Source organism: Methylobacterium iners (genome assembly GCF_022179305.1).
Lineage (GTDB): Bacteria > Pseudomonadota > Alphaproteobacteria > Rhizobiales > Beijerinckiaceae > Methylobacterium > Methylobacterium iners.
Window position 1 is genome coordinate 1 of record NZ_BPQP01000108.1, and the last position, 19,987, is coordinate 19,987.

Here is a 19,987-nt window from a genome sequence, read left to right on the forward strand (position 1 = left end):
GAGGTCCATTTCGTGCCGACGAGACCCGCGAGGAGGGCTTCCTCGCTGGGCCGCGTCGGCACGAAATGGACCTCGATCGCGGCCGCGACCAGGGGTACGGCCACGTCTGCCGACAGGCAGTAATGCTTGAGCGCCGCGAAGGCTCCGCCGAGACCGGCCGCTCCCGCCAATTCGAGGGCAGCCTCCGCACTGCGGCGGGAATAATGTAGGGCGCCGTCGAGGCGCGGCCGGCCCGCCGTCCCTCCCAGCGCTTCGGCGACCCGTGAGGGCAGGGCAGGGACCGGCTCCGCCGCGTAGGCGGTAAAAATCCTGATGCGATAGCCCGCGGCTTCGAGGGAGGCGGCGGGCTCGCGCTTTCGCTCGGCTCCGGCGAGATGCAGGAGAGTCGCGCCCGGGGCGAGGGTCGCCCGAACCAGCCGGCTCAAGGCCGCCGCGTCGCCCTCCGCGTCGAGAACCGGGCACGCCCCGGCGGCCCGTGCTGCGGCGGCCGTGCGCGTTCCGACCGCGAAGACCGGCACTCCGGCGATCGCCTGGGCGGCGAGCGCCGGCACGGCGTTGGCGCTCGTCAGGAGCAGCCCGGCGAAATCCCCCTCCGGTGGTGGGCCGATCGCCCGCGTCACGGCCAGGACGGGAGCCAGGAGAGGGTCGTGGCCCAGCGCCGCGAGCCGCTCGGCCGTGCGCGTCGCTCCCGGTTCCGGCCGCGCGACCCAGATCCGCATCGTCAACCCTCCGGGACCCTCGGCGCCCGCGTTGCCCCGCCCCTGCCGGAGCGGCTAGTATGGCGTGCACAGTCGGCCCCGACCAAGCCCAACCCCAATCAGGCCATGCATGTCCTCGGTATCGAGACCACCTGCGACGAGACCGCCGCCGCGATCGTCGCCCCCGGCGAGGAGGGACGGGGACGCATCCTCGCCAACGAGATCCTGAGCCAGATCGCCGAGCACGCGGCCTATGGCGGCGTGGTGCCGGAGATCGCCGCCCGCGCCCATGTCGAGGTCCTGGACCGCCTGATCGCCCGCGCCCTCGACCGCGCCGGGACCAAGCTCGCGCAGGTCGACGGGATCGCGGTGGCGGCCGGGCCCGGCCTGATCGGCGGGGTCCTCATCGGCCTCGTCACGGCCAAGACCCTGTCGCTCGTCGCGCGCAAGCCCCTGCTCGCCGTCAACCACCTCGAGGCGCATGCCCTCACGGCGCGGCTCACCGACGGCCTTGCCTTCCCCTATCTCCTGCTCCTCGCCTCGGGCGGCCATACCCAGCTCGTCGCCGTGAAGGGCGTGGGTGACTACGTCCGCCTCGGGGGTACCGTCGACGACGCGATCGGCGAGGCCTTCGACAAGATCGCCAAGCTCCTGGGCCTCGGCTACCCGGGTGGGCCGGAGGTCGAGCGCCTGGCGGAGGGCGGCGATCCCGAGCGCTTCTCCCTGCCCCGCCCGATGCTCGGCCGGCGCGAGGCCGACTTCTCCCTGTCGGGCCTGAAGACCGCCCTGCGCATCGAGGCCGAGCGGATCGCGCCGCTCTCGAACGCCGACATCGCCGATCTCTGCGCGAGCTTCCAGGCCGCCGTGGTCGACGTGGTCGTCGACCGGGTGCGCGTGGCGTTGCGCGCCTTCGGAGCGGTCGCCGGGCATCCCACCGCCCTCGTGGCGGCCGGCGGCGTCGCCGCCAACGGCGCGATCCGGCGGGCGCTGACGGCGCAGGCAGGCGAGGCCGGCCTGAGCTTCGTGGCGCCGCCCCTGGCGCTGTGCGGCGACAACGGTGCTATGATCGCCTGGGCCGGCCTGGAACGGCTGCGCCTCGGCCTCGTCGACGATCTCACGGCGTCGGCCCGCGCCCGCTGGCCCTTCGCGGAGGCCGCGCCGCAGGCCGTGGCCGGATGAATCCCGACGCGGACCGGGCTCGCTGGCGCGATCTGGTGGAGCGGCGCCTGCCCGAGGCGGCCAGCGCGCGGCCGGACTGGCCGGTGCGCCTCGACCATTGCTTCGCCCGCATCCTGCTCGACAATGCCTGCGGCGGCCCTTGGCGCGAGAGCGTGCCGGCACCGGCCTGGGCGAACATGCCGCCGGACCGGCTCGCGCGCGCGATCGAACTCGGCGAGGCGGTCCTGACCGACCGGGCCGATCTCCCGGCCCTGAACCGTCGCTCCCTCGCCTGGCGCGGCAAGCGCGGCCCGTCGGCCCCGCGTCGAACGCCTCTGCCGGACCTCTGGGAGCGCGCGAGATGAGCCAAGCCATCGCGGTCGTCGGGGGCGGCGCCTGGGGCACGGCGCTCGCGAACGCCGCGGCCGCGGCCGGCCGCGAGGTCACCCTCTGGATGCGCGATCCCGAGGCCGCCGCCCGCGTGGAGGCGACCCGCGAGAACGCGCGCTACCTGCCCGGCGTGCCGCTTCACGCCCGCATCCGCGCGACGGGCGAGGCCGCCGACCTCGCGGGCGCGACGACCGTGCTCCTCGTCACCCCGGCCCAGACGATGCGCGGCGTGCTCGAGCAGCTTCGCGCCTCGCTGGCGCCCGGCGCCGCTGTCGTGCTCTGCGCCAAGGGGATCGAGCGCGGCAGCGACGCCTTCATGAGCGCCGTCGCGGCGGAGGCGCTGCCGACCGGAACGCCCGTGGCCGTGCTCTCGGGGCCGAGCTTCGCCATCGACGTGGCGCAGGGTCTTCCGACGGCCGTCACCCTGGCGGCGGCCGATGGCGCGCTCGCCGCCCGCCTCGCCGGCGCGCTCTCTGGGCCGAGCTTCCGGGTCTACCACACCGACGACGTGCGCGGCGTCGAGATCGGCGGGGCGGGCAAGAACGTGCTCGCCATCGCCTCCGGAATCGTCGCCGGGCGCGGACTCGGCGAGAGCGCCCGCGCCGCCCTGATCGCCCGGGCCTTCGCCGAACTGATGCGCTTCGCCCGGAGCTATGGCGGGCGCCCCGAGACCCTGATGGGCCTGTCGGGCCTCGGCGACCTCGTGCTGACCGCCTCCTCTCCGCAATCGCGCAACTTCGCCTTCGGCGAGCGCCTGGGACAGGGCACGGGCCCCGAGGCGGCTTCCGGCGGCAAGCTCGCGGAGGGCGCCTTCACCGCCGCCGCCCTCGTCGCGCTCGCCCGCGCCCGGAACGTCGAGATGCCGGTGGCGGAGGCGGTCGCGGCGATCGTGTCCGGGCAGGCCCGGGTCGATGCGGTGATCGCGGCTCTCCTCGCCCGGCCGCTGCGGGGGGAGGCCGAGTGAGGCCGATCCACGCCTTCCTCGCGGGCACCGGCCGGGACGGCGCGGAGCGCCGCCTCGCCGAGGTGCTCGCCTTCGACGACGCCCGGATCGAGGGGGTGCACGACTTCATCCAATGGTGCTTCCCCCTCGCCGAGGCGAGCCGCGCCGTTCCGGGCGCGCCGGTGCTGGGGACCGACGAAGCGGAGGCGATCCGCGCGGACCCGACGGCGCGCGAAGGCCTGCGCGCCGCGCTCGCCCGCATGCGGCGCTTCTACGCCGAGACCGACGGCTGGCTGCGCGGCCACGACCACAATCACCTGCGCATCACCCGGATCCTCACCGCGATGCGCGACCTCCTCGGCCAGGACGAGGCGGCGTCCTTCCACGCCTTCGTGACGGCACGCAACGCAGGGGCTGGCGGCCCAATCAACCGCGACAGCCTGCGCTACTGGCAGGCGGCCCTCGACGGGGCCTGACGGCCAAGCTTGCGCGGTGTAGACTCAGTTCCCGAGGTCGCGGGGAAGCGCATGGCGTACTGGCTCTACAAGTCCGAACCGGCCACCTGGTCCTGGGACGACCAGGTCGCGGCCGGCGAGGCCGGCACGCACTGGAGCGGGGTGCGCAACCACCTCGCCAAGAAGCACCTCCAGGCGATGGAGGTCGGAGACCAGGGCTTCTTCTATCATTCCAACGACGGCAAGGCCGTGATCGGGATCGTGCAGGTGATCCGCCCGTACTACCCCGACGACAGCGACCCGACCGGCCGCTTCGGCATGGTCGACCTCAAGGCCGTCGCGGCCCTGCCCAAGCCCGTGACGCTGGAGGCCATCAAGGCCGAGCCGCGCCTGAAGGACATGGTGCTCGTCAACAATTCCCGGCTCTCGGTGCAGCCCGTCACCGCCGGGGAATGGGCGCTCGTCCGGGCGATGGGCGGAGCGGCCTAGCCCTGGCGCTGCGCCTGCGTCACGGCGACGTGGATGAGCTCGGCCAGCGTGCGCACTCCGAGCTTCTGGCGCATCTGCGAGCAGGCGTTGGTGACGGTCTTGTAGCTCACCGACAGGTCGGCGGCGATCGCGCTGTAGGACTTGCCCTGCGCCAGGCGGGTCAGGATCTGCCGCTCGCGCGGCGTCATCTGCGATTCCGGCGTGCGGCGCGGGTCGGCCCGCAGCATCGCCACCTCGGTCGCCAGGCGCCGGTCGAGGTAGACCTCTCCCGCACGAACCCGCTCGAAGGCCTCGAACAGCTCCATCGAGGCGTGGTCCTTCAGCACGTAGCCCAGCGCGCCGGCCTCAAGGGCGCGGGACACGATCACGGGGTCATTGTGCATGCTGAACACGAGGACCCGGGTCTTCGGCTCCACCGCCCGCATGCGCCGGATCAGGGTCAGGCCGGCGAGCCCGCTGCCCTGGAACGTGAGGTCGGAGATCACCACTGCGGGGCGGATCCGGTGGAACAGCCGATAGGCCGCGACGATGTTGGTCGCCTCGGCGATGGCCTCGACGCCGGCATCCTCCAGCACGCGCCGGCAGCCCTGGAGGACGATCGGGTGGTCGTCGACGACGAGAACGGGCGCGCGGGTCGCGGTCGTGGCGATGGCGTTCATGCGGGAACGATTGGACTCGGGTCCTCGTCCCGCTCGGGGTCGAGCGGGATCGAGATCCGAACCACCGTGCCGGGCGCCGCATTGTCAAGCAGGAAAGTGCCGCCGAGTGCTCCGACCCGCTCCCGCATCCCCGACAATCCGAGCCCGATCCCGTGGCTGGCGGCGAGCCCGACCCCGATGTCGCGAACGACGATCTCGAGGTTCGTCGCTCGCGCCGCGCCATCCTGGGCCGGCCTCTCCCGCGCTTCCGCCCGGACCTGCGGCGCGCGGCCGTGGCGGACGGCGTTCGTCATGCTCTCCTGGATGCAACGGAACACGGTGAGGTCGACGAGATCGCCGTAGCCGCGCGCGAGCCCGTGGAACTCGCCGGCGAAGGCCGTCTCCGGGTGGCGCCGGGAGAAGTCGCGGACGAGGAGATCGAGGCACTCGGCGAGCGGAACCTGGCCGAGCCCGTGCGGGCGCAGGCGGTTGAGGAGGTCGCGGTTGAGCGCCTGAACCTGCCCGACGATGGCCGCGATGTCGCCGGCGCGCGCCGCGAGGCGCGTCCGGTCCGGCGGCGCGTCGGCCTCGGCGATCCGGGCGACGGAGGCCGCGTTGGCCTCCAGGGCGAAGAGGCAGGGCCCGAACTCGTCGTGGAGTTCGAGGGCCGTGCGCCGGCGCTCGTCGTCCTGCACGGTGAGGAGCTGGCGGGTGAGGCGGTCGTTGGCGGCCCGGGCCTCCTCCAGGGCGCCGGCCAGCGAGTTGAAGCGCTCCGTGATGATGGCGAGTTCGCGCGAGGCCGGCGGATCGAGGCGCACCGCGTAGTCGCGATGCTCGAGCTGGGTCAGACCCTCGGCGACGCGGTCGAGGGGTGCGAGCACCCGGCTCAGCGCCACGTAGAGCGCGGCGAGCAGGCCGAGGTTCAGGCAGAGGCTCGCGAAGGACAGGGAGACCGTGTAGCCCCAGATCTCGTCGATCTCGTCGAGGGGCTCGGTGACGATGCGCGCCGTGCCGATCCGGCCGCCGTTCACGACGATCGGAAGCTCGGCACGCCGGATCGGCGGGGCGATCAGCGCGGCGAACCAGGCCGGCGCATCATGCCGGTCGCGGCGGAGTCGACCCTGCGCGAAGCGGACGTCGCGGCCCTCCGGGTCGAGGAGAGTGACGCGGACGTGGCGCAGCGCCTGGATGCGCAGATCGAGGGTCTGCAGCAGGCTCTGGGGCGGCGCGGTCCGCGACAGGTCGATCGTGTCCGCGACCAGCGACTCGACCGTCGAGAGCGAGGCGAGGGTCTCGACCTGGACCGCCGACCGGGCGTTCAGGACGATGATCCCGCACGAGACCAGCGCGGCGAGCGCGTCGATGGCGAGCACCACCGCGATCAGGCGGACCCGCGTCGGCCAAGTGGTCCAGGGCCAGGCGGTCCACGGCCAGGCGTGACGCTGCGGCGTGTCGGCGGCCGGCGGCGAGGGGGTCTGCGTCATCGGTGTCCCGGGAGAAGGCGGGCGGCTGCACTTGCCGGCGAAGCGTCTAGACGAGCCGCGCTTCGGCGACGAGGCGTCACGTCCTCGCGCGATGTTGAAGATGATCGGCGAGCCGCCCCGAGTCCCGGCACGGCCCCGCGACCGTCGAGGGAAAACTCCGGATGATCCGTCGTGGGACAGAGCAAGGCCCGGGGTGTCAGCACACCATTAAACCTGTGGACCTTATTCAGATTCGCAGGCGCACTGCACTGGCGAGGATTGCGGACGGCTGGTCGGACATCTTGATGCCCCATTGTCCGCATCACGTCCCACAAGTGCGAGACCTGCCGACGTCCGGACGGATGGATGCGGGCCCTCGCGGAACGGCTCTCTCGGGGCCGTGACCGACCGGCAACGGTCAACAATCCGGTCTTGCGTACGAGGATCCTTCTCGATGACGACCATCGCCGCCGATCCCGCAAAACAGCCAGCGCGCAACGTCCGCCTGCCTGCGATCGTCCGCGCCGGTGCGCTCGCCTGCGCCGGGATCGCGGGCCTCGCGGGCCTCTCCGCCGGGGCCTACTGGATGCTGTCGGGGCTCGCCGGTCCGCCGCCGCGGCCGGTGCGGATCGCATCCGTGGCCTCCGAGTGGCCCGACCTGAAGGACGGATTGCCGGCGCTGGCGCCAGCGGCCGCGGCGACGCCGCCGAGGAATGCCGAACCCTTCGCAGTCGCCAAGTCGAACACGGACATCAAGTCGAGCACGGACGTCACGTCGAGCACGGCCCCCAAGGCGGGCGAAGAAACCGGAAAGGTGCGAGCCCTCGCGTCCCCGGTCCGGTTGCCGAACATCGAGCCGGCCGCCGTCCTGGCTCCGGCCCGGATCGCGGTCACCGTCCCCCCGGCGCGGGTCGTGGCGCTCGTCGCCCCGCTCAGCGGCGAGACCGTGCGGGCACGCGCCGCCGAAACCGCCTTCGCCGCCCTGCCGCCGGCACCCAGCCCCCGGCCCAAGGCCAATGCCGCGCCGCGCGTGAGGGCGGAGGCGCAGCCCGCGGCAGCGCCGGCCGTCGCGCAGGAGCCGGAACCCGAGCACACCGAGGTCTTCGGGCTGAAGGTGCCGTCGCTGGCACCGGCCGGCCGCAAGATCGCCGAGAGCGTCGAGGCGCTCGGCAACGCGGTGAAGGACGCGTTCTGACCGGGCGCCGCTCGTCGAGGCGGCGCGGCCCTTCGATCTAGAGCGTTCTCCGTGATCCCCGGATCACGGAGAACGCTCCAACCCTTTGTTACGAAGCATTTTCTTTCGCCGAACCGGCAACCAACTCGGCGGAAGATGCTCTAGCGGGGCCTGCGCTGCTTCTTGGGGGCGGCCCGCTCGTTCTTGGCGGCGCTGCGCTCGTGGCGCCCCGCGCGCGGGCTCTTCGGGGCCCGCTCGACCTCGGCATCGCCACCGATCAGGGCCTCGACCTGGATCTCCGGCGAGCCGTTCTTGGCGAAGGCGCCGGCGAAGCGCGAGGCCGCGCCGCCGCGCACCTCGAACTTGGTCTCGCGCTCGAAGATCCGGATCGCCCCGATCTCCTGGCGTCCGATGCCGCCGCGGCGGGTCAGCATCGGCAACAGGCGGCGCGGGTCGGCATTGTCGCGGCGGCCGAGATTGAGCCGGAACCAGACCGAGGGGCCCTCGGCGTCGATCCGCGCCGTGTCGGCGGGGTCGTAGACGGGCCGTACCCTGCGCTCCGGGCCGGCGCCGGGATCGGTCACCTCCTCCGGCTCGGGCAGGCGGCTGCGATAGATGCGGGCGAGGGCGGCGGCGAGTTCCTGCGGCGAGCGCTGCGCGAGCAGGGCCTCCGCCATCGCGACGTCCTCCTCGGCGGCGGCTTCCGTGAAGATCGGGTCCTGCCACATCCTCTCGCCGTCGAGGCGGCGGATCTCCTCGGCCTTGGGCGGGCCGTCCCAATCGGCATGGACCTTGGCGATCGCCAGCATCTGCTCGGCTCGCCGCCGCCGCGAGGCGGGGACCAGGATAACGCTCGTGCCCTTGCGCCCGGCCCGGCCGGTGCGCCCGCTGCGGTGCTGCAGCACCTCCGCGTCGTGGGGCAGGTCGGCATGGATCACGAGGCTGACGGTGGGCAGGTCGATGCCGCGCGCGGCGACGTCGGTCGCGACGCAGACCCGGGCGCGGCCGTCGCGCAGGGCCTGCAGCGCCGCGTTGCGCTCGCCCTGGCCGAGCTCGCCCGACAGCGCTACCGCCGAGAAGCCGCGCTCGTTGAGGACGGCCTGGAGGTGGCGCACGGCGTTGCGGGTGTTGCAGAACACGATGGCGGTGGGCGCCTCGACGAGGCGCAGGGTGTTGACGACGACGTGCTCGATCTCCCGGGGCACCACGCGGATCGCCTTGTAGGTGATGTCAGCGTGGCCCTGGGCCTCGCCCTTCACCGCGATGCGCAGCGCGTTGCGCTGGTAGCGCTCGGCGAGGCTCGCGATCGCCTTCGGCAGGGTCGCCGAGAACAGGAGCGTGCGGCGGTCCTGCGGGGTGACGGACAGGATGAACTCGAGGTCGTCGCGGAAGCCGAGATCGAGCATCTCGTCGGCCTCGTCGAGGACGACGGCGCGCAACGCCTGGGTCGCCAGGTTGCGCCGCTCCAGGTGGTCGCGCAGGCGGCCCGGCGTGCCGACGACGATGTGGGCGCCCTCGTTGAGGGCCCGGCTCTCGCGGCGCGGGTCCATGCCGCCGACGCAGGCGAGCACCTTCGCGCCGGTCTCGGCGTAGAGCCAGGACAGCTCGCGCTGGACCTGAAGGGCGAGCTCGCGCGTCGGCGCGATCACGAGCGCCAACGGCGGCCCGGCGGGCCCCAGGGTCTCGGCCTCCCCCACCAGCTCGTCGGCGAAGGCGAGTCCGTAGGCGACGGTCTTGCCCGAGCCGGTCTGGGCCGAGACGAGAAGGTCGCGGCCCGAGGCCGCGGCCTCGACGACGGCGCTCTGGACCGGTGTGGGTTCTTCGTAGTCGCGCGCGGCGAGCGCTCGGGCGAGCGGGGCCGGCAGGGTCGGGAAGGGCACGGGAGGAGAGCCTTGCAGGTCGGACCGATCGGATAGCGTCCGCGCGAGCGCGGAACGAGCTTCCTGGGGCCGGAAATCCGGCCTCGAACGGTTGCGTCAGGCGATCCTTCTAGCGGCAACGGCCGCGGCGCGCCACCGGCTGCAGCGCATGGGCATCGTGCGGACCCGTGCGAGCGAGATGCGCCGCGCCGGTATCGCCTTCCGTCCGTCGCTGGCACAAGGGCGCGGGGTCACACGGGAGGTGAGAGCGGATGATGGGGTCGGTTCTGCGATTGGCGGTGGCGTGGGGAAGCTCGCCGCCTTCTTCGTGTTCGGACCAGCCTGGCTCGGCGATCTCGGCCAGCCGCTCTGGGCGGCTGCCCTGTTCCTCTGGTTGTTCGCGGTCATCCTGTGGTCGGCCTTCGGAGTCGTCCACGAGGCCGAGGAGCTCGCCCATCGCCTCGGCGAGCCCTACGGCACCCTGGTCCTCACGCTCTCCATCGTGGTCATCGAGGTCGTCCTCGTGTCCGCCGTGATGCTCTCCGCCAAGGCGGCGCCGACCTTGGGGCGGGACACGATGTTCGCCGTCCTCATGATCGTGCTCAACGGCATCGTCGGCCTCGGGCTCCTGATCGGCGGGCTGCGCTACCACCAGCAATCCTACAATCTGAAGGGCGCCTCGGCCTTCCTGTCGGTGATCATCCCGCTCACCACCATCGCGCTGATCATCCCGAACTTCACCACCTCGACGAGCGTCGGCACGCTGACCGCGCTGCAATCGATCGCCTTCTCGGTATTCACCGTGGCGCTCTACGCGATCTTTCTGGCGATCCAGACGGGGCGGCACAGCAGCTTCTTCATCCACGCCAACGAGACATCGGCCTCCGCGTCGAGACCGACGGAGCCGCCTGCGCCGGCCCATGCGGCGGGCGGTTCGGTGCTCCGCCACACCGCCCTTCTCATCGCCAACATCCTCCCGATCGTGCTCCTCTCGAAGAGCCTCGCCGGGATCCTTGACCACGGCATCGCGGCGCTCGGCGCGCCTTCGGCACTCGGCGGCGTGCTCATCGCGGGCATCGTGTTCACGCCGGAGGGAATCAGCGCGCTGAAGGCGATCGCGCGCAACGAACTGCAGCGGGCGATCAACCTCTGCCTCGGCGCGGCGACCTCGACCGTGGGCCTCACGGTCCCGGCGGTGCTCATCGTCGGCCTCATCTCCGGCCAGACCGTGGTGCTGGGGCTGGCGCCCACCGAGATGACCCTGCTCGTGGTGACGCTGATCCTCAGCACCATCACCTTCTCGGGCCTGCGCACGACGATGCTCGAGGGCGCGGTGCACCTCGTCGTCTTCTTCGTCTACCTGACGCTGATCTTCAGCCCGTGATCGAGGCCCGGCGGCCTCAGCCGCCGAACCGCTCCGTGCGGATCGTGCCCGGCGCCAGCCCGGCGTCGAGGAGCAGGTTCGAGGCGGCCTCGACGAAGGCATTCGAGCCGCAGGCATAGACGTGGCGCGGGGTGCCGAGCCGGTCCAACGCCTCAGCCATGAGCGCGGCGTCGAGGCGCCGGCCGCCGCCCTCGCGGGTCACGTTCAGCATCAGGTCGAAACCGGGTTCGTCGCGCGCCCGGTCCAGCAGCTCCTCGCGGGCGATCGCCTCCGCCCCCTCGCGCACCGAGTAGATCAGGAGCGAGCGCACGTCCGGCGCCGCGGCGGCGCGGTGGCGCAGCATCGCCAGCAGCGGGACGATGCCGGAGCCGCCGCCGACGAGGAGGAGGGGACCGCCGTCCTCCGGAACCCAGACGAAGGAGCCGCCGATCGGGCCGCGGAGCTCGATCTCGTCGCCGACCGCCGCGACCTCCTCGAAGAAGACCGAGACCTCGCCGTCCGAGAGCCCTTCGATCAGGAGCTCGATGGTGCCGCTGTCGTCGGGCGCCGAGGCGATCGAGTAGCTGCGCTGGGCCTGGTAGCCGTCCGGCGCCGTCAGGCGCAGGTCGACATGCTGGCCGGCATGGGCAGGCCGGTCGAAGGCGACGCCGAGGCGATAGCTCCTCACCCGCGGCGTCACCGGCGTGATGGCGAGGATCGTCGCCCTCTGCCAGGCGAGCGGACGTGCGTCCGGCTCAATCACCGGTGAAGCGCTGCTCGCGCCAGGGATCGCCGTACATGTGATAGCCGCGCAGCTCCCAGAAGCCGGCCTCGTCCCGTTGGGTGAAGCGCAGGCCCTTCACCCACTTGGCGCTCTTCCAGAAGTAGAGATGCGGCACGAGGAGCCGGGCCGGGCCGCCGTGGTCGGGGGTGATCGGCGCGCCGGCATAGCGCGTCGCCACCATCGCCTTGGCGCCCGCGAGATCGGCCACGGGCAGGTTGGTGGTGTAGTCGTCGTAGCCCTCGGCGAGCAGGAAGCCGGTGGGCGCCGCGATGCCGGCCGCCGCAAGGATGTCGTCGAAGCTGACGCCCTCCCAGGCCGTGTCGAACTTCGACCATTTCGTCACGCAGTGGATGTCGCCGGACCAGGTCGTGCGCGGCAGCGCCTCGAACTCCGCCCAGGTCCAGGTCTTCAGCGGCCGCGATCCCTCGCGCAGCGTGAAGCGCCAGCGGTCGAGGTCGATCCGCGGCGTGGGCCCGAGCTGCAGGACCGGAAAATCCTCCGTCAGGTACTGCCCCGGCGGCAGCCGCTCGCGCGTCGCCTCCGGCGGCCTGCGGCCGGTGAACCCTCGTGTGACCATGCTGTCCTTCCACGTCCCCGCGGCCCGAGGCCGGGCGCCGCTGCGGGCTCAGATAGCGGAGGAAGGCGCGCTGGCGAAGCCTCGGCGCCACGACGCGCCGGCTTGAAGGCTGGCGAGCCCCTTCACCTCCGTGCGAAAAAGGCCTGGCAGACGATGCCGGGAGGCATGTTGCGGATTGCATCCGTCGCAGAGCCCGACGGAAAGGTCGGGGTTGCACCTGCCGAGACGATGAAAACCCGCTCTCCCGCCTTCAGCATCTCCTCACCTACAGCAAGCCCCTTGTAGATGAAGATCTTCGCCCTGGATCTTCTAAGGAACCGGCGCCGATACCGTGGGTTTCACCCAGGCTCGTGTAGAAACTCCCCCTTTTACGGCCCGCCTCCGATCCCCTCGGAAGCGGGCCTTTTTGTTGGCGAGGATGCCCGAGGACGCGAAGGCAGGCCCGGTCGCGTTTTCGGCCCAGGCCGCCCGTTCAGGTAGCGTAAAGCGTGGCGGTGCCAGGGTCGCGTCGAACGTCGAGGTGAGACCAACGGGGTTCAGCCGCGTTAAGCCGGTCTCACAGTCCGTTTCCGGACAGTTCAGGATCATGCTAGGGCGCGCGGCCGCTCCACCGGCGCTCGCCCCTGCCGTCCAGGGATCTCCAGCCCATGTTGCGCGCCTCGTGAAGATCGCCATCGTCGCTCATCTCAAGTACCCGATCGCGCAGCCCTTCTCCGGAGGGCTCGAGATGCACACGCATTTCCTCGCCTCGGCCCTGCAATCCCGGGGACATGCGGTGACGCTGTTCGCCTCGAAGGGGTCCAGCGCTACCTGCGAGGTCGTCGAGGTCTGCCCGCCAACCGGCACGGCCGTCGATGAGGCCTCGGAGGTGCGGATCGATCGGGCCGAGCACGCGGCGTATGGCTGGATCATGGACGCGCTCGCGGCCGGCGGTTTCGACCTCGTCCACAACAACAGCCTGCATCCACTGCCGCTGCTCCGCGCCCCCGCGATCGCGGTGCCGATGCTGACGGCGCTGCACACGCCGCCCTTCGAGCCCTTCGTGGACGGCGTGCGCGCCCGGGCCTGCGACATGACCTTCACGGCCGTCTCGAAGTCCCTCGCCGCCGAGTGGACGAACATCCTGGAAGGGCTGCGCATCGTCGGCAACGGTATCGACCTCGACGCCTTTCCCTACGTCTCGAAGCCGTCCGGCGCGCCGCACGCGATCTGGACCGGGCGGCTCGTTCCGGAGAAGGGCACGCATCTGGCCATCGACGCCGCCCGGGCCGCCGGCCTGCCCCTGCGCTTCGCCGGGCCGCGCAGCGACACCGCCTATTGGACGGCCGAGATCGCGCCGCGCCTCGGGCCCGACGTCACCTATCTCGGGCACCTCTCGCATGCCGAACTCGCGCGGCGCGTGGGCGAGGCCTGCGTCGCGCTCTGCACGCCGCGCTGAGAGGAGCCCTTCGGGCTCGTGCTCGCGGAATCGCTGGCCTGCGGCACGCCCGTGGCGGCCTTCGGGCGCGGCGCCATCCCCGATATCCTCGATGCGAGCTGCGGCGTGATCGCCCGGGCCGACGATGTCGCCGATCTCGGGCGCGCGATCGGCCAGGCGATCCGCCTCGACCGCCGCGCCTGCCGCCGCCGCGCGGAGCACCTCTTCGACGCCGAGACCATGACGGACCGCTACGAGGCCCTGTATCGCGACGAGGTCGCGCGGGCCGGCGCGCTCGCGCGGGTCGCCCCCAGCGTCGCCTATGCGGGCACGCGCCTGTTCGACGATGCCTGAGCCCGGGACGTCGTTCCGCCGGGCCGTCGTGTGCGTCCCGGCCCGAAACGAGGCCGAGGTGCTGCCGCGGCTCCTCGGCTCGCTCGGGTCCCAGGACGGCGTCGAGGGTTTGCGATTGCGCGTCGTCGTCCTCGCCAACAACTGCTCGGACGACACGGCCGGCGCTGCGCGCCGGGCCGCAGAGGAGGCGGGTCTCGACCTTCGCCTGATCGAGGCGAGCCTTCCGCCCGAGGCCGCCCATGTCGGGACCGCGCGCCGGATGGCCCTCGATGCCGGTGCCGCCTGGCTGGAGGCGGAGGGCGTCGCCGACGGCGTCCTCCTCAGCACCGACGCCGACGCCCTCGCGCCCCCGAACTGGGTGACAGCGAACCTGCGGGCGCTCGAGGGCGCCGAACTCGTCGGCGGGCGCTTGGTGATCGACGATTCCCATGCTCCTCCCGATGCGGCGCTCGCGGAGCTGCATCGCCGGATCGAGTGCTACTGGGCCGGGATTCGCGCCCTGGAGGCGGCGATCGACCCGCCCTCCTACGATCCCGAACCCCGCCACGGCGACCACGTCGCGGCAAGCCTCGCGCTTCGCGCCGATCTCTACCGCGCGGTGGGCGGCCTGCCCGTGATTCCCTGCGGCGAGGACAACGCGCTCGTCGCCCTCGTCCGCCGTCACGGCGGCCGCGTGCGGCACTGCCCCGCCGTGTCGATCCGGGTCTCGGCCCGCCGCAACGGCCGGGTCGAGGGCGGGATGGCGACGGAGATGCTGCGGCGTTCCCGGGTCGTCGCCGGGCACGAGGATTACCGCCTGCCGCCCGCCGGCTTCTGGCGCGCGCTGATCGAGCGGCGCCGCGACTGGCGCCTCGCCTGGAACGCCGTGGACCGGCAGGGCGCCCTGCGCGCGCTCGGAATCGGCTCCGCCGATCTGGCGGCGATCGGGGCCGGGCCCGGCCTCAACGACATCGCCTTCGTCGAGCGCATGGACGCCCATCGCGGGCCGCTCGCGCCGGAGCCCGATCCCGTGCCCCTGGGCGCCGCGATCGCCGGGATCGACGACCTGTTGCGGGAACCCGCGAGCCCGCAGGCGGCGCTCTGCGCATGAGCCGGCGGCCGGTCGGCTACTACGTGCACCATCAGGGCGCCGGCCACTGGCAGCGCGCTGCCCGCCTCGCCGCCGCCCTCGACCGCCCGGTGACGCTGATCGGCACCTTCGCCGAGATCGACACGAGCGGCGCGGCCGTCGACCTCCTCGACCTGCCCGACGACCGGATCGACGGCTTCGACGGCCTGGACGGCGAGGCGGATCGGCCGCGCGGACTGCACTACGCGCCGCTCGGCATCGACGCGATCCGCGACCGGATGAGCCGGATCGCGGCCTGGATCGCCGCGGCCGACCCGGTCCTGATGGTCGTCGACGTGTCCGTCGAGGTCGCGCTGCTCGCGCGGCTCCTGTCGGTGCCGACCCTCGTGGTGCGCTTGGCCGGCGAGCGCACCGACATGCCGCATCTCGAGGCGTTCCGCGGCGCGGCGCACCTGATCGCCCCGTTTCCGGCCGCGCTCGAGGCTGAGAGCACGCCGGACTGGGTCCGGGCCAAGACCTTTCACGCCGGCTTTCTCGGCTCCGGGCGGCTCGAGCCTGTCGCCGAGGACGGTTCGATCCTGGTCGTCTACGGCCGCGGCGGCGCCGGGGGCTCCGCCGCCGAACTCGCCGCCGCCGCCCGTGCCGTGCCCGATCGCGTCTGGCACGTGCTCGGACCGGTCCGGCCCGACGGCACCGCGCTGCCCCCGAACCTCCATCTCCACGGCTGGGTGTCGGACATCGGCCCCTATCTCGGACCGGCCGCCCTGGTGGTCGGGGGCGGCGGCGACGGCGTGGTCGCGGCCGTGGCCGCGGGGGCCAAGCGCTTCATCTGCTTGGCCGAGCCGCGGCATTACGACGAGCAGGTCGTCAAGGCCCGCCGCCTGGAGGCGCTCGGCGCCGCCCTCTGCCGCGAGGGCTGGCCGGCGGCCGCGGACTGGCCCGACCTGGTGCGAGCCGGTCTCGCCCTCGACCCGGCCGTCATCGGCGCCCTGGCCGAGCCGAACGCGCTGTCCCGCACCGCGGCCTTCGTGTCGGAGCTGGCGGATCGTTTGGAGGCGAGACGCGAGCGACCTGCCTCGCGATAGGCCTCTGGCGGCTCAACCGGGTTGCCCGCTCCACCACGTTTGTCATTCCGGGGCCGCGTAGCGGAGCCCGGAACCCAGAAACGCTGACGCGGCAAGCTGGAGAACTGCCAAAGGCTATGGGTTCCGGGCTCGCCTGCGGCGCCCCGGAATGACAAAGCGCGATGAACCCTCAGCCCCCCGACACCTTCCGCCTTTGCGCCAGCGTCCGCAGCCGGAGCGCGTTGAGCTTGATGAAGCCCGCGGCGTCCCGGTGGTCGTAGGCGACCGCGCCCTCCTCGAAGGTGACGAGCTCCTGGTCGTAGAGGGAGTTCGGGCTGGTGCGGCCGATGACGTGGACCCCGCCCTTGTAGAGCTTCAGCCGCACCTCGCCGGTGACCATCTCCTGGCTCTTGTCGATGAGCGCCTGCAGCATCTCGCGCTCCGGCGAGAACCAGAAGCCGTTGTAGATCAGCTCCGCATATTGCGGCATCAGCGCATCCTTGAGATGCGCCGCGCCGCGATCGAGCGTGATCGACTCGATGGCCCGGTGGGCCGGCAGCAGGATGGTGCCGCCCGGCGTCTCGTACATGCCGCGGCTCTTCATGCCGACGAAGCGGTTCTCGACGAGGTCGAGCCGGCCGATGCCGTTGGCGCGGCCGAGCTCGTTGAGCTTCGCCAGTAAACTCGCCGGGGAGAGGCGCTCCCCGTCGACCGAGACGGCGTCGCCGCGCTCGAAGCCGATCGTGATGAGGGTCGGCTGGTCCGGCGCCTCCTCCGGCGAGAGCGTGCGCGAATAGACGTAGTCCGGCACCTCGACGGCCGGGTCCTCGAGCACCTTGCCCTCCGAGGAGGCGTGGAGGAGGTTGGCGTCGACCGAGAACGGGCTCTCGCCGCGCTTGTCCTTGGCGATCGGGATCTGGTGCGCCTCGGCAAAGGCGATGAGCTGCTCGCGGGAGCGCAGGTCCCATTCCCGCCAGGGTGCGATCACCGTGACGTCGGGCTTGAGCGCGTAGTAGCCGAGCTCGAACCGCACCTGGTCGTTGCCCTTGCCGGTGGCGCCGTGACAGACGGCGTCGGCCCCGACGGCTTCAGCGATCTCGATCTGCTTCTTGGCGATGAGCGGCCGCGCGATGGAGGTGCCCAGCAGGTAGACGCCCTCGTAGACGGCGTTGGCCCGGAACATCGGGAAGACGTAGTCGCGCACGAACTCCTCGCGCAGATCCTCGATGAAGATGTTCTCCGGCTTGATGCCGAGGAGCTCGGCCTTGGCCCTTGCCGGCTCCAACTCCTCGCCCTGGCCGAGGTCGGCCGTGAAGGTGACGACCTCGCAATTGTAGGTGGTCTGCAGCCATTTCAGGATGATCGAGGTGTCGAGGCCGCCCGAATAGGCCAGCACGACCTTGTTGACGGGCTTGGGGTTCGCGTCTGGCATCGGACTCGCTTGCGTTCGCGGGCGTCGCGGCGGCTTACCAGCGGAGCGGCGCGCGGTGCAACCGGTACGCCGCGAGCCGCGTTCGGACACCGTGGCAGTGGCGCCTCGCCGCCTTGCGGGCGCCCTGCCTGCGAGCGACACTGAATTTCGTACTCACCGGAGATTCGACGAATGGCGCGGCGGCCGACCCTCGAATTCTGGTACGAGTTTGCCTCCACCTATTCCTATCTCTCTGTCATGCGGATCGAGGCGCTCGCGGCGGAGGCCGGGGTCGAGCTGCGCTGGCGGCCCTTCCTCGTCGGGCCGCTCTTCGCGGCGCAGGGCTGGAACTCCTCGCCCTTCAACATCTACCCGGCCAAGGGCCGCGCCATGTGGCGCGATCTCGAGCGCGAGGCGGCCCGCCACGGGTTGCCGCCCATCAGCCGGCCGGACCCCTTCCCGCAGAACAGCCTCAGCGCGACCCGGGCGGCCACCTACGGCATGGACCACGACTGGCTGATCCCCTTCTCGAAGGCGGTCTACAGGGCCGAGTTCGCTGAGGGACAATCGATCGCCGAGCCGCCGGCAGTGGCCGCTCTGCTCGATCGTCTCGGCCTCGACGGCTCCATGATCCTGAAGGCGGCCGCGGCCGAGTCCAACAAGATGCGCCTGCGCGCCAACGGCGAGGAGGCGCGCTCGCGCGGCATCTTCGGGGCGCCGACCTTCCTCACCGAGGACGGCGAATTGTTCTGGGGCAACGACCGCCTGGAACAGGCCCTGGCCTGGGCCGTGGGCGACCGCCCGGGCGGGCTGCTATAGGAGCAGTTCTCCGCGGCGCGCGATTATGGGATCCTCACATTCCCGATGCGCGGGAGCCCCGACGCGCTCCCCCCTTCCCCCTAGCGAGAGGGGAGCCCGGGTCATGCGACGAGCCTTGATGATGGTCACCCGGCCGCCCCAAGCTGACCTGTGTGAACCCGATCGCGCAGAGGGATGCGCCTCACCCGTCTTCGGATCCCCGCGTCAGAGGCGTTGAGGGGGATGAGGTTGGTGACTGGCAGCCCTGAACATCCCACCTCCGCCCCTTTCCCGGACGCCTGGAGCGTCAGCGGAAGGTGATCCGGGACCCAGCGAATAAAGGGCCGCGTCAGCGGCTCATGACGAAGGGCATAAGATTTCGGACGCTTCGCGGCTTCCCGTGCTGGACCCCGGATCGGGTTCCGCTGTGCTCCACCCGTCCGGGGAAGGACGCCTTGTTTCGATAGGTTTTGCCGCTTGCTCAGCAGAGGAGGGGGCTTGCGCAGTCAGAGGCACTTTCGCCCTTCTGCTCCGCTGGCACCGACGGACACCGATCGGCAGACCTGCCCTGGCACCCCGCCGCGGGCGCCGCTAGAACCCGGCCCGGACCGTCCCTCTGATGGGTCAGCGAGACACAGGCAAAGCCGTGAACGTCATGCAGATCGACCGTCGACGCTTCCTCGCCGGCAGCGCCGGCCTCGTCGCAGGCATCGGGATGACGCGGCCCGTACAGGCCCAGAGCTACGGCCAGGCCGTGGCCGTCGACAAAGACGAGGGCCGGCCGGTCGCCAACATGCGCCTGCCGGGCGAGATCGTGGGCGAGATCCCTGCGCTGCGCGGCGTCACCTATGTCGGGCCTCGCGAGGCCGAGGTCACGCTCTACGAGTTCTTCGACTACAACTGCCCCTGGTGCCGGAAGGCCGCCGCCGACATGGCCTCGCTCAGCGCGAGCGACACGGCCCTGCGCATCGGGCTCATCAACAACCCGATCCTCTCGCCCCATTCGGCCCAGGCCGCGAAGGTCGCCCTCGCGGTCCAGCGCAGGCTCGGCTCCGAGGCGACGTGGCGCCTCTACCAGGGCCTCCTCGGCCGGCCGGGCAAGGTCGATGGCCCCGCCGCGCTGGCCGCGGCGGGGAAGCTCGGCGTCCCGGCCGCCGAGATCGAGGGGATCGGCGACAGCGACGAGGTGCGCCTCGCCCTCAAGAGCCAGATGCGCATGGCCGCCGATCTCGGCCTCGTCGCCACGCCCTCTTACGTCCTGGGGAACACGGGCCTCCTGGGGCATCCGGGGGCAAAGTCGCTCGCCCGGATGATCGCTGCCACGCGCCGCTGCGACCGAATCGCCTGCTGAAGGCGGTCTCCGGGTGATGGGGCGGTCGTCAGCGGTTCAAGGTCGGAACTGAAGCAGTTTGACCGAGCTGAAGTGTGGGAAGAGTGGATTTCTGCCGGCCCGTGCGCGGGAACAGCATGTAGGAAACAGGCATCGGAGGTTGGCTGATGTCGGTGTTAATCTCGTGCGGCTCGTCAGCGTCGAAGACGTTGACGGCGATTTGGTCGAGCCATGCCCAACAAGGCTCCGATCGGTTCTGAACACGCCGAAAACAACTCTTGAGAGCATGAGCCGCAGGCGCGACGGTGACTTTGTGTGCACCTTCCGACCCGTTGCCGTTTTTGCAACCTCTCGATTCGAGCGGATGGAGGCGAGTACATGCCGCTATCGGTGCGCGACATCGCCACGATCACCTGTGCTGATGGTGGTATTGTCCATCCACAAAACGATGTTTGCGGCACGGCGCATCGCCTGGAAGGTAGAACGGCCGGCACAGGCAAACGGTGCGTTAGCAAGAATGCGTTGTTTCATGTGCAGCTTGCCTAACCTCTGA

The 19,987-nt window shown here is 71.6% G+C and carries 17 protein-coding genes and 2 pseudogenes; 12 read left to right on the plus strand and 7 right to left on the minus strand.

The window, feature by feature from the left end; all coding sequences use genetic code 11:
* The coding region (locus tag MFF55_RS24970) for a uroporphyrinogen-III synthase (RefSeq protein ID WP_238246813.1) at positions 1-719 on the minus strand (719 nt) is incomplete at its 3' end.
* 105 nt (positions 720-824) lie between these two features.
* On the opposite strand from MFF55_RS24970, the gene tsaD reads away from it, so the two are divergent.
* The 5 genes and pseudogenes from tsaD to MFF55_RS24995 all read left to right on the plus strand — a co-directional run bounded on the left by tsaD (position 825) and on the right by MFF55_RS24995 (position 4,133).
* On the plus strand, positions 825-1,877 hold the full coding sequence (gene tsaD / locus MFF55_RS24975; protein WP_238246814.1) for a tRNA (adenosine(37)-N6)-threonylcarbamoyltransferase complex transferase subunit TsaD: 1,053 nt from the start codon (positions 825-827) through the stop codon (positions 1,875-1,877).
* Positions 1,874-2,179: pseudogene (locus tag MFF55_RS24980) on the plus strand (GNAT family N-acetyltransferase); the annotation flags it as partial. The gene tsaD and the pseudogene MFF55_RS24980, both read left to right, overlap by 4 nt.
* Positions 2,180-2,217: 38 nt before the next feature.
* On the plus strand, positions 2,218-3,210 hold the full coding sequence (locus MFF55_RS24985; RefSeq protein WP_238246815.1) for an NAD(P)H-dependent glycerol-3-phosphate dehydrogenase: 993 nt from the start codon (positions 2,218-2,220) through the stop codon (positions 3,208-3,210).
* Complete coding sequence (locus MFF55_RS24990; protein WP_238246816.1) at positions 3,207-3,665, plus strand: opioid growth factor receptor-related protein; 459 nt, start codon at positions 3,207-3,209, stop codon at positions 3,663-3,665. The genes MFF55_RS24985 and MFF55_RS24990 overlap by 4 nt, the downstream gene beginning before the upstream one ends.
* Positions 3,666-3,716: 51 nt before the next feature.
* A complete protein-coding gene (locus MFF55_RS24995) occupies positions 3,717-4,133 on the plus strand; it encodes an EVE domain-containing protein (protein WP_238246817.1) in 417 nt (138 codons plus the stop codon).
* Here MFF55_RS24995 and MFF55_RS25000 read toward each other — a convergent pair.
* Positions 4,130-4,792 (minus strand): response regulator, encoded by a 663-nt coding sequence (locus MFF55_RS25000; RefSeq protein WP_238246818.1) that lies wholly within the window; start codon positions 4,790-4,792, stop codon positions 4,130-4,132. The genes MFF55_RS24995 and MFF55_RS25000 overlap by 4 nt on opposite strands.
* Positions 4,789-6,255 carry a histidine kinase gene (locus MFF55_RS25005; protein ID WP_238246819.1) on the minus strand — a complete coding sequence of 489 codons (1,467 nt, stop codon included), beginning with the start codon at positions 6,253-6,255 and terminating at the stop codon, positions 4,789-4,791. Before MFF55_RS25005 ends, MFF55_RS25000 begins: the two co-directional genes overlap by 4 nt.
* Before the next feature lie 433 nt (positions 6,256-6,688).
* Between MFF55_RS25005 and MFF55_RS25010 the strand changes: the two genes are divergently transcribed.
* Positions 6,689-7,429 (plus strand): hypothetical protein, encoded by a 741-nt coding sequence (locus tag MFF55_RS25010; RefSeq protein ID WP_238246820.1) that lies wholly within the window; start codon positions 6,689-6,691, stop codon positions 7,427-7,429.
* A gap of 140 nt (positions 7,430-7,569) precedes the next feature.
* Here MFF55_RS25010 and MFF55_RS25015 read toward each other — a convergent pair whose 3' ends face one another.
* Entirely contained in the window at positions 7,570-9,288 is a 1,719-nt protein-coding gene (locus MFF55_RS25015) for a DEAD/DEAH box helicase (RefSeq protein WP_238246821.1), read from the minus strand.
* 283 nt (positions 9,289-9,571) lie between these two features.
* Here MFF55_RS25015 and MFF55_RS25020 point away from each other — a divergent pair, with 283 nt between their 5' ends.
* On the plus strand, positions 9,572-10,651 hold the full coding sequence (locus tag MFF55_RS25020; protein ID WP_238246822.1) for a calcium:cation antiporter: 1,080 nt from the start codon (positions 9,572-9,574) through the stop codon (positions 10,649-10,651).
* Positions 10,652-10,667: 16 nt separating this feature from the next.
* Here MFF55_RS25020 and MFF55_RS25025 read toward each other — a convergent pair whose 3' ends face one another.
* Positions 10,668-11,393: an FAD-binding oxidoreductase gene (locus tag MFF55_RS25025; RefSeq protein ID WP_238246823.1), complete on the minus strand. Its 726-nt coding sequence runs from the start codon at positions 11,391-11,393 to the stop codon at positions 10,668-10,670.
* Positions 11,386-11,991 carry a sulfite oxidase-like oxidoreductase gene (locus tag MFF55_RS25030; protein WP_238246824.1) on the minus strand — a complete coding sequence of 202 codons (606 nt, stop codon included), beginning with the start codon at positions 11,989-11,991 and terminating at the stop codon, positions 11,386-11,388. Before MFF55_RS25030 ends, MFF55_RS25025 begins: the two co-directional genes overlap by 8 nt.
* Before the next feature lie 661 nt (positions 11,992-12,652).
* Here MFF55_RS25030 and MFF55_RS25035 point away from each other — a divergent pair.
* From MFF55_RS25035 to MFF55_RS25050, 3 genes and pseudogenes are all read left to right on the plus strand, one after another.
* Positions 12,653-13,762 (plus strand): annotated as a pseudogene (locus tag MFF55_RS25035) (glycosyltransferase).
* Positions 13,755-14,852, plus strand: coding sequence for a glycosyltransferase family 2 protein (locus MFF55_RS25045; RefSeq protein WP_238246827.1), 1,098 nt, complete (start codon positions 13,755-13,757; stop codon positions 14,850-14,852). Before MFF55_RS25035 ends, MFF55_RS25045 begins: the two are co-directional and overlap by 8 nt.
* Positions 14,849-15,916: a glycosyltransferase gene (locus MFF55_RS25050; RefSeq protein WP_238246828.1), complete on the plus strand. Its 1,068-nt coding sequence runs from the start codon at positions 14,849-14,851 to the stop codon at positions 15,914-15,916. Before MFF55_RS25045 ends, MFF55_RS25050 begins: the two co-directional genes overlap by 4 nt.
* A 169-nt stretch (positions 15,917-16,085) precedes the next feature.
* Here the strand turns inward: MFF55_RS25050 and MFF55_RS25055 are convergent, their stop codons facing one another.
* Entirely contained in the window at positions 16,086-17,327 is a 1,242-nt protein-coding gene (locus tag MFF55_RS25055) for an argininosuccinate synthase (RefSeq protein ID WP_238246829.1), read from the minus strand.
* 171 nt (positions 17,328-17,498) lie between these two features.
* Between MFF55_RS25055 and MFF55_RS25060 the strand changes: the two genes are divergently transcribed.
* Complete coding sequence (locus MFF55_RS25060; RefSeq protein WP_238246830.1) at positions 17,499-18,125, plus strand: 2-hydroxychromene-2-carboxylate isomerase; 627 nt, start codon at positions 17,499-17,501, stop codon at positions 18,123-18,125.
* A 634-nt stretch (positions 18,126-18,759) separates the two neighbouring features.
* On the plus strand, positions 18,760-19,455 hold the full coding sequence (locus MFF55_RS25065; RefSeq protein ID WP_238246831.1) for a DsbA family protein: 696 nt from the start codon (positions 18,760-18,762) through the stop codon (positions 19,453-19,455).
* The last annotated feature ends 532 nt before the right edge of the window (positions 19,456-19,987 follow it).

Excerpts from the sequence above, each read along its gene's own strand:
- MFF55_RS25000 (WP_238246818.1), bottom strand. The coding sequence starts at position 4,792 with ATGAACGCCATCGCCACGACCGCGACCCGCGCGCCCGTTCTCGTCGTC.
- MFF55_RS25065 (WP_238246831.1), top strand. The coding sequence starts at position 18,760 with ATGCAGATCGACCGTCGACGCTTCCTCGCCGGCAGCGCCGGCCTCGTC.
- MFF55_RS25005 (WP_238246819.1), bottom strand. The coding sequence starts at position 6,255 with ATGACGCAGACCCCCTCGCCGCCGGCCGCCGACACGCCGCAGCGTCAC.
- MFF55_RS25010 (WP_238246820.1), top strand. The coding sequence starts at position 6,689 with ATGACGACCATCGCCGCCGATCCCGCAAAACAGCCAGCGCGCAACGTC.
- MFF55_RS25055 (WP_238246829.1), bottom strand. The coding sequence starts at position 17,327 with ATGCCAGACGCGAACCCCAAGCCCGTCAACAAGGTCGTGCTGGCCTAT.
- MFF55_RS25050 (WP_238246828.1), top strand. The coding sequence starts at position 14,849 with ATGAGCCGGCGGCCGGTCGGCTACTACGTGCACCATCAGGGCGCCGGC.
- MFF55_RS25045 (WP_238246827.1), top strand. The coding sequence starts at position 13,755 with ATGCCTGAGCCCGGGACGTCGTTCCGCCGGGCCGTCGTGTGCGTCCCG.
- MFF55_RS25030 (WP_238246824.1), bottom strand. The coding sequence starts at position 11,991 with ATGGTCACACGAGGGTTCACCGGCCGCAGGCCGCCGGAGGCGACGCGC.
- tsaD (WP_238246814.1), top strand. The coding sequence starts at position 825 with ATGCATGTCCTCGGTATCGAGACCACCTGCGACGAGACCGCCGCCGCG.
- MFF55_RS24995 (WP_238246817.1), top strand. The coding sequence starts at position 3,717 with ATGGCGTACTGGCTCTACAAGTCCGAACCGGCCACCTGGTCCTGGGAC.
- MFF55_RS25060 (WP_238246830.1), top strand. The coding sequence starts at position 17,499 with ATGGCGCGGCGGCCGACCCTCGAATTCTGGTACGAGTTTGCCTCCACC.
- MFF55_RS24985 (WP_238246815.1), top strand. The coding sequence starts at position 2,218 with ATGAGCCAAGCCATCGCGGTCGTCGGGGGCGGCGCCTGGGGCACGGCG.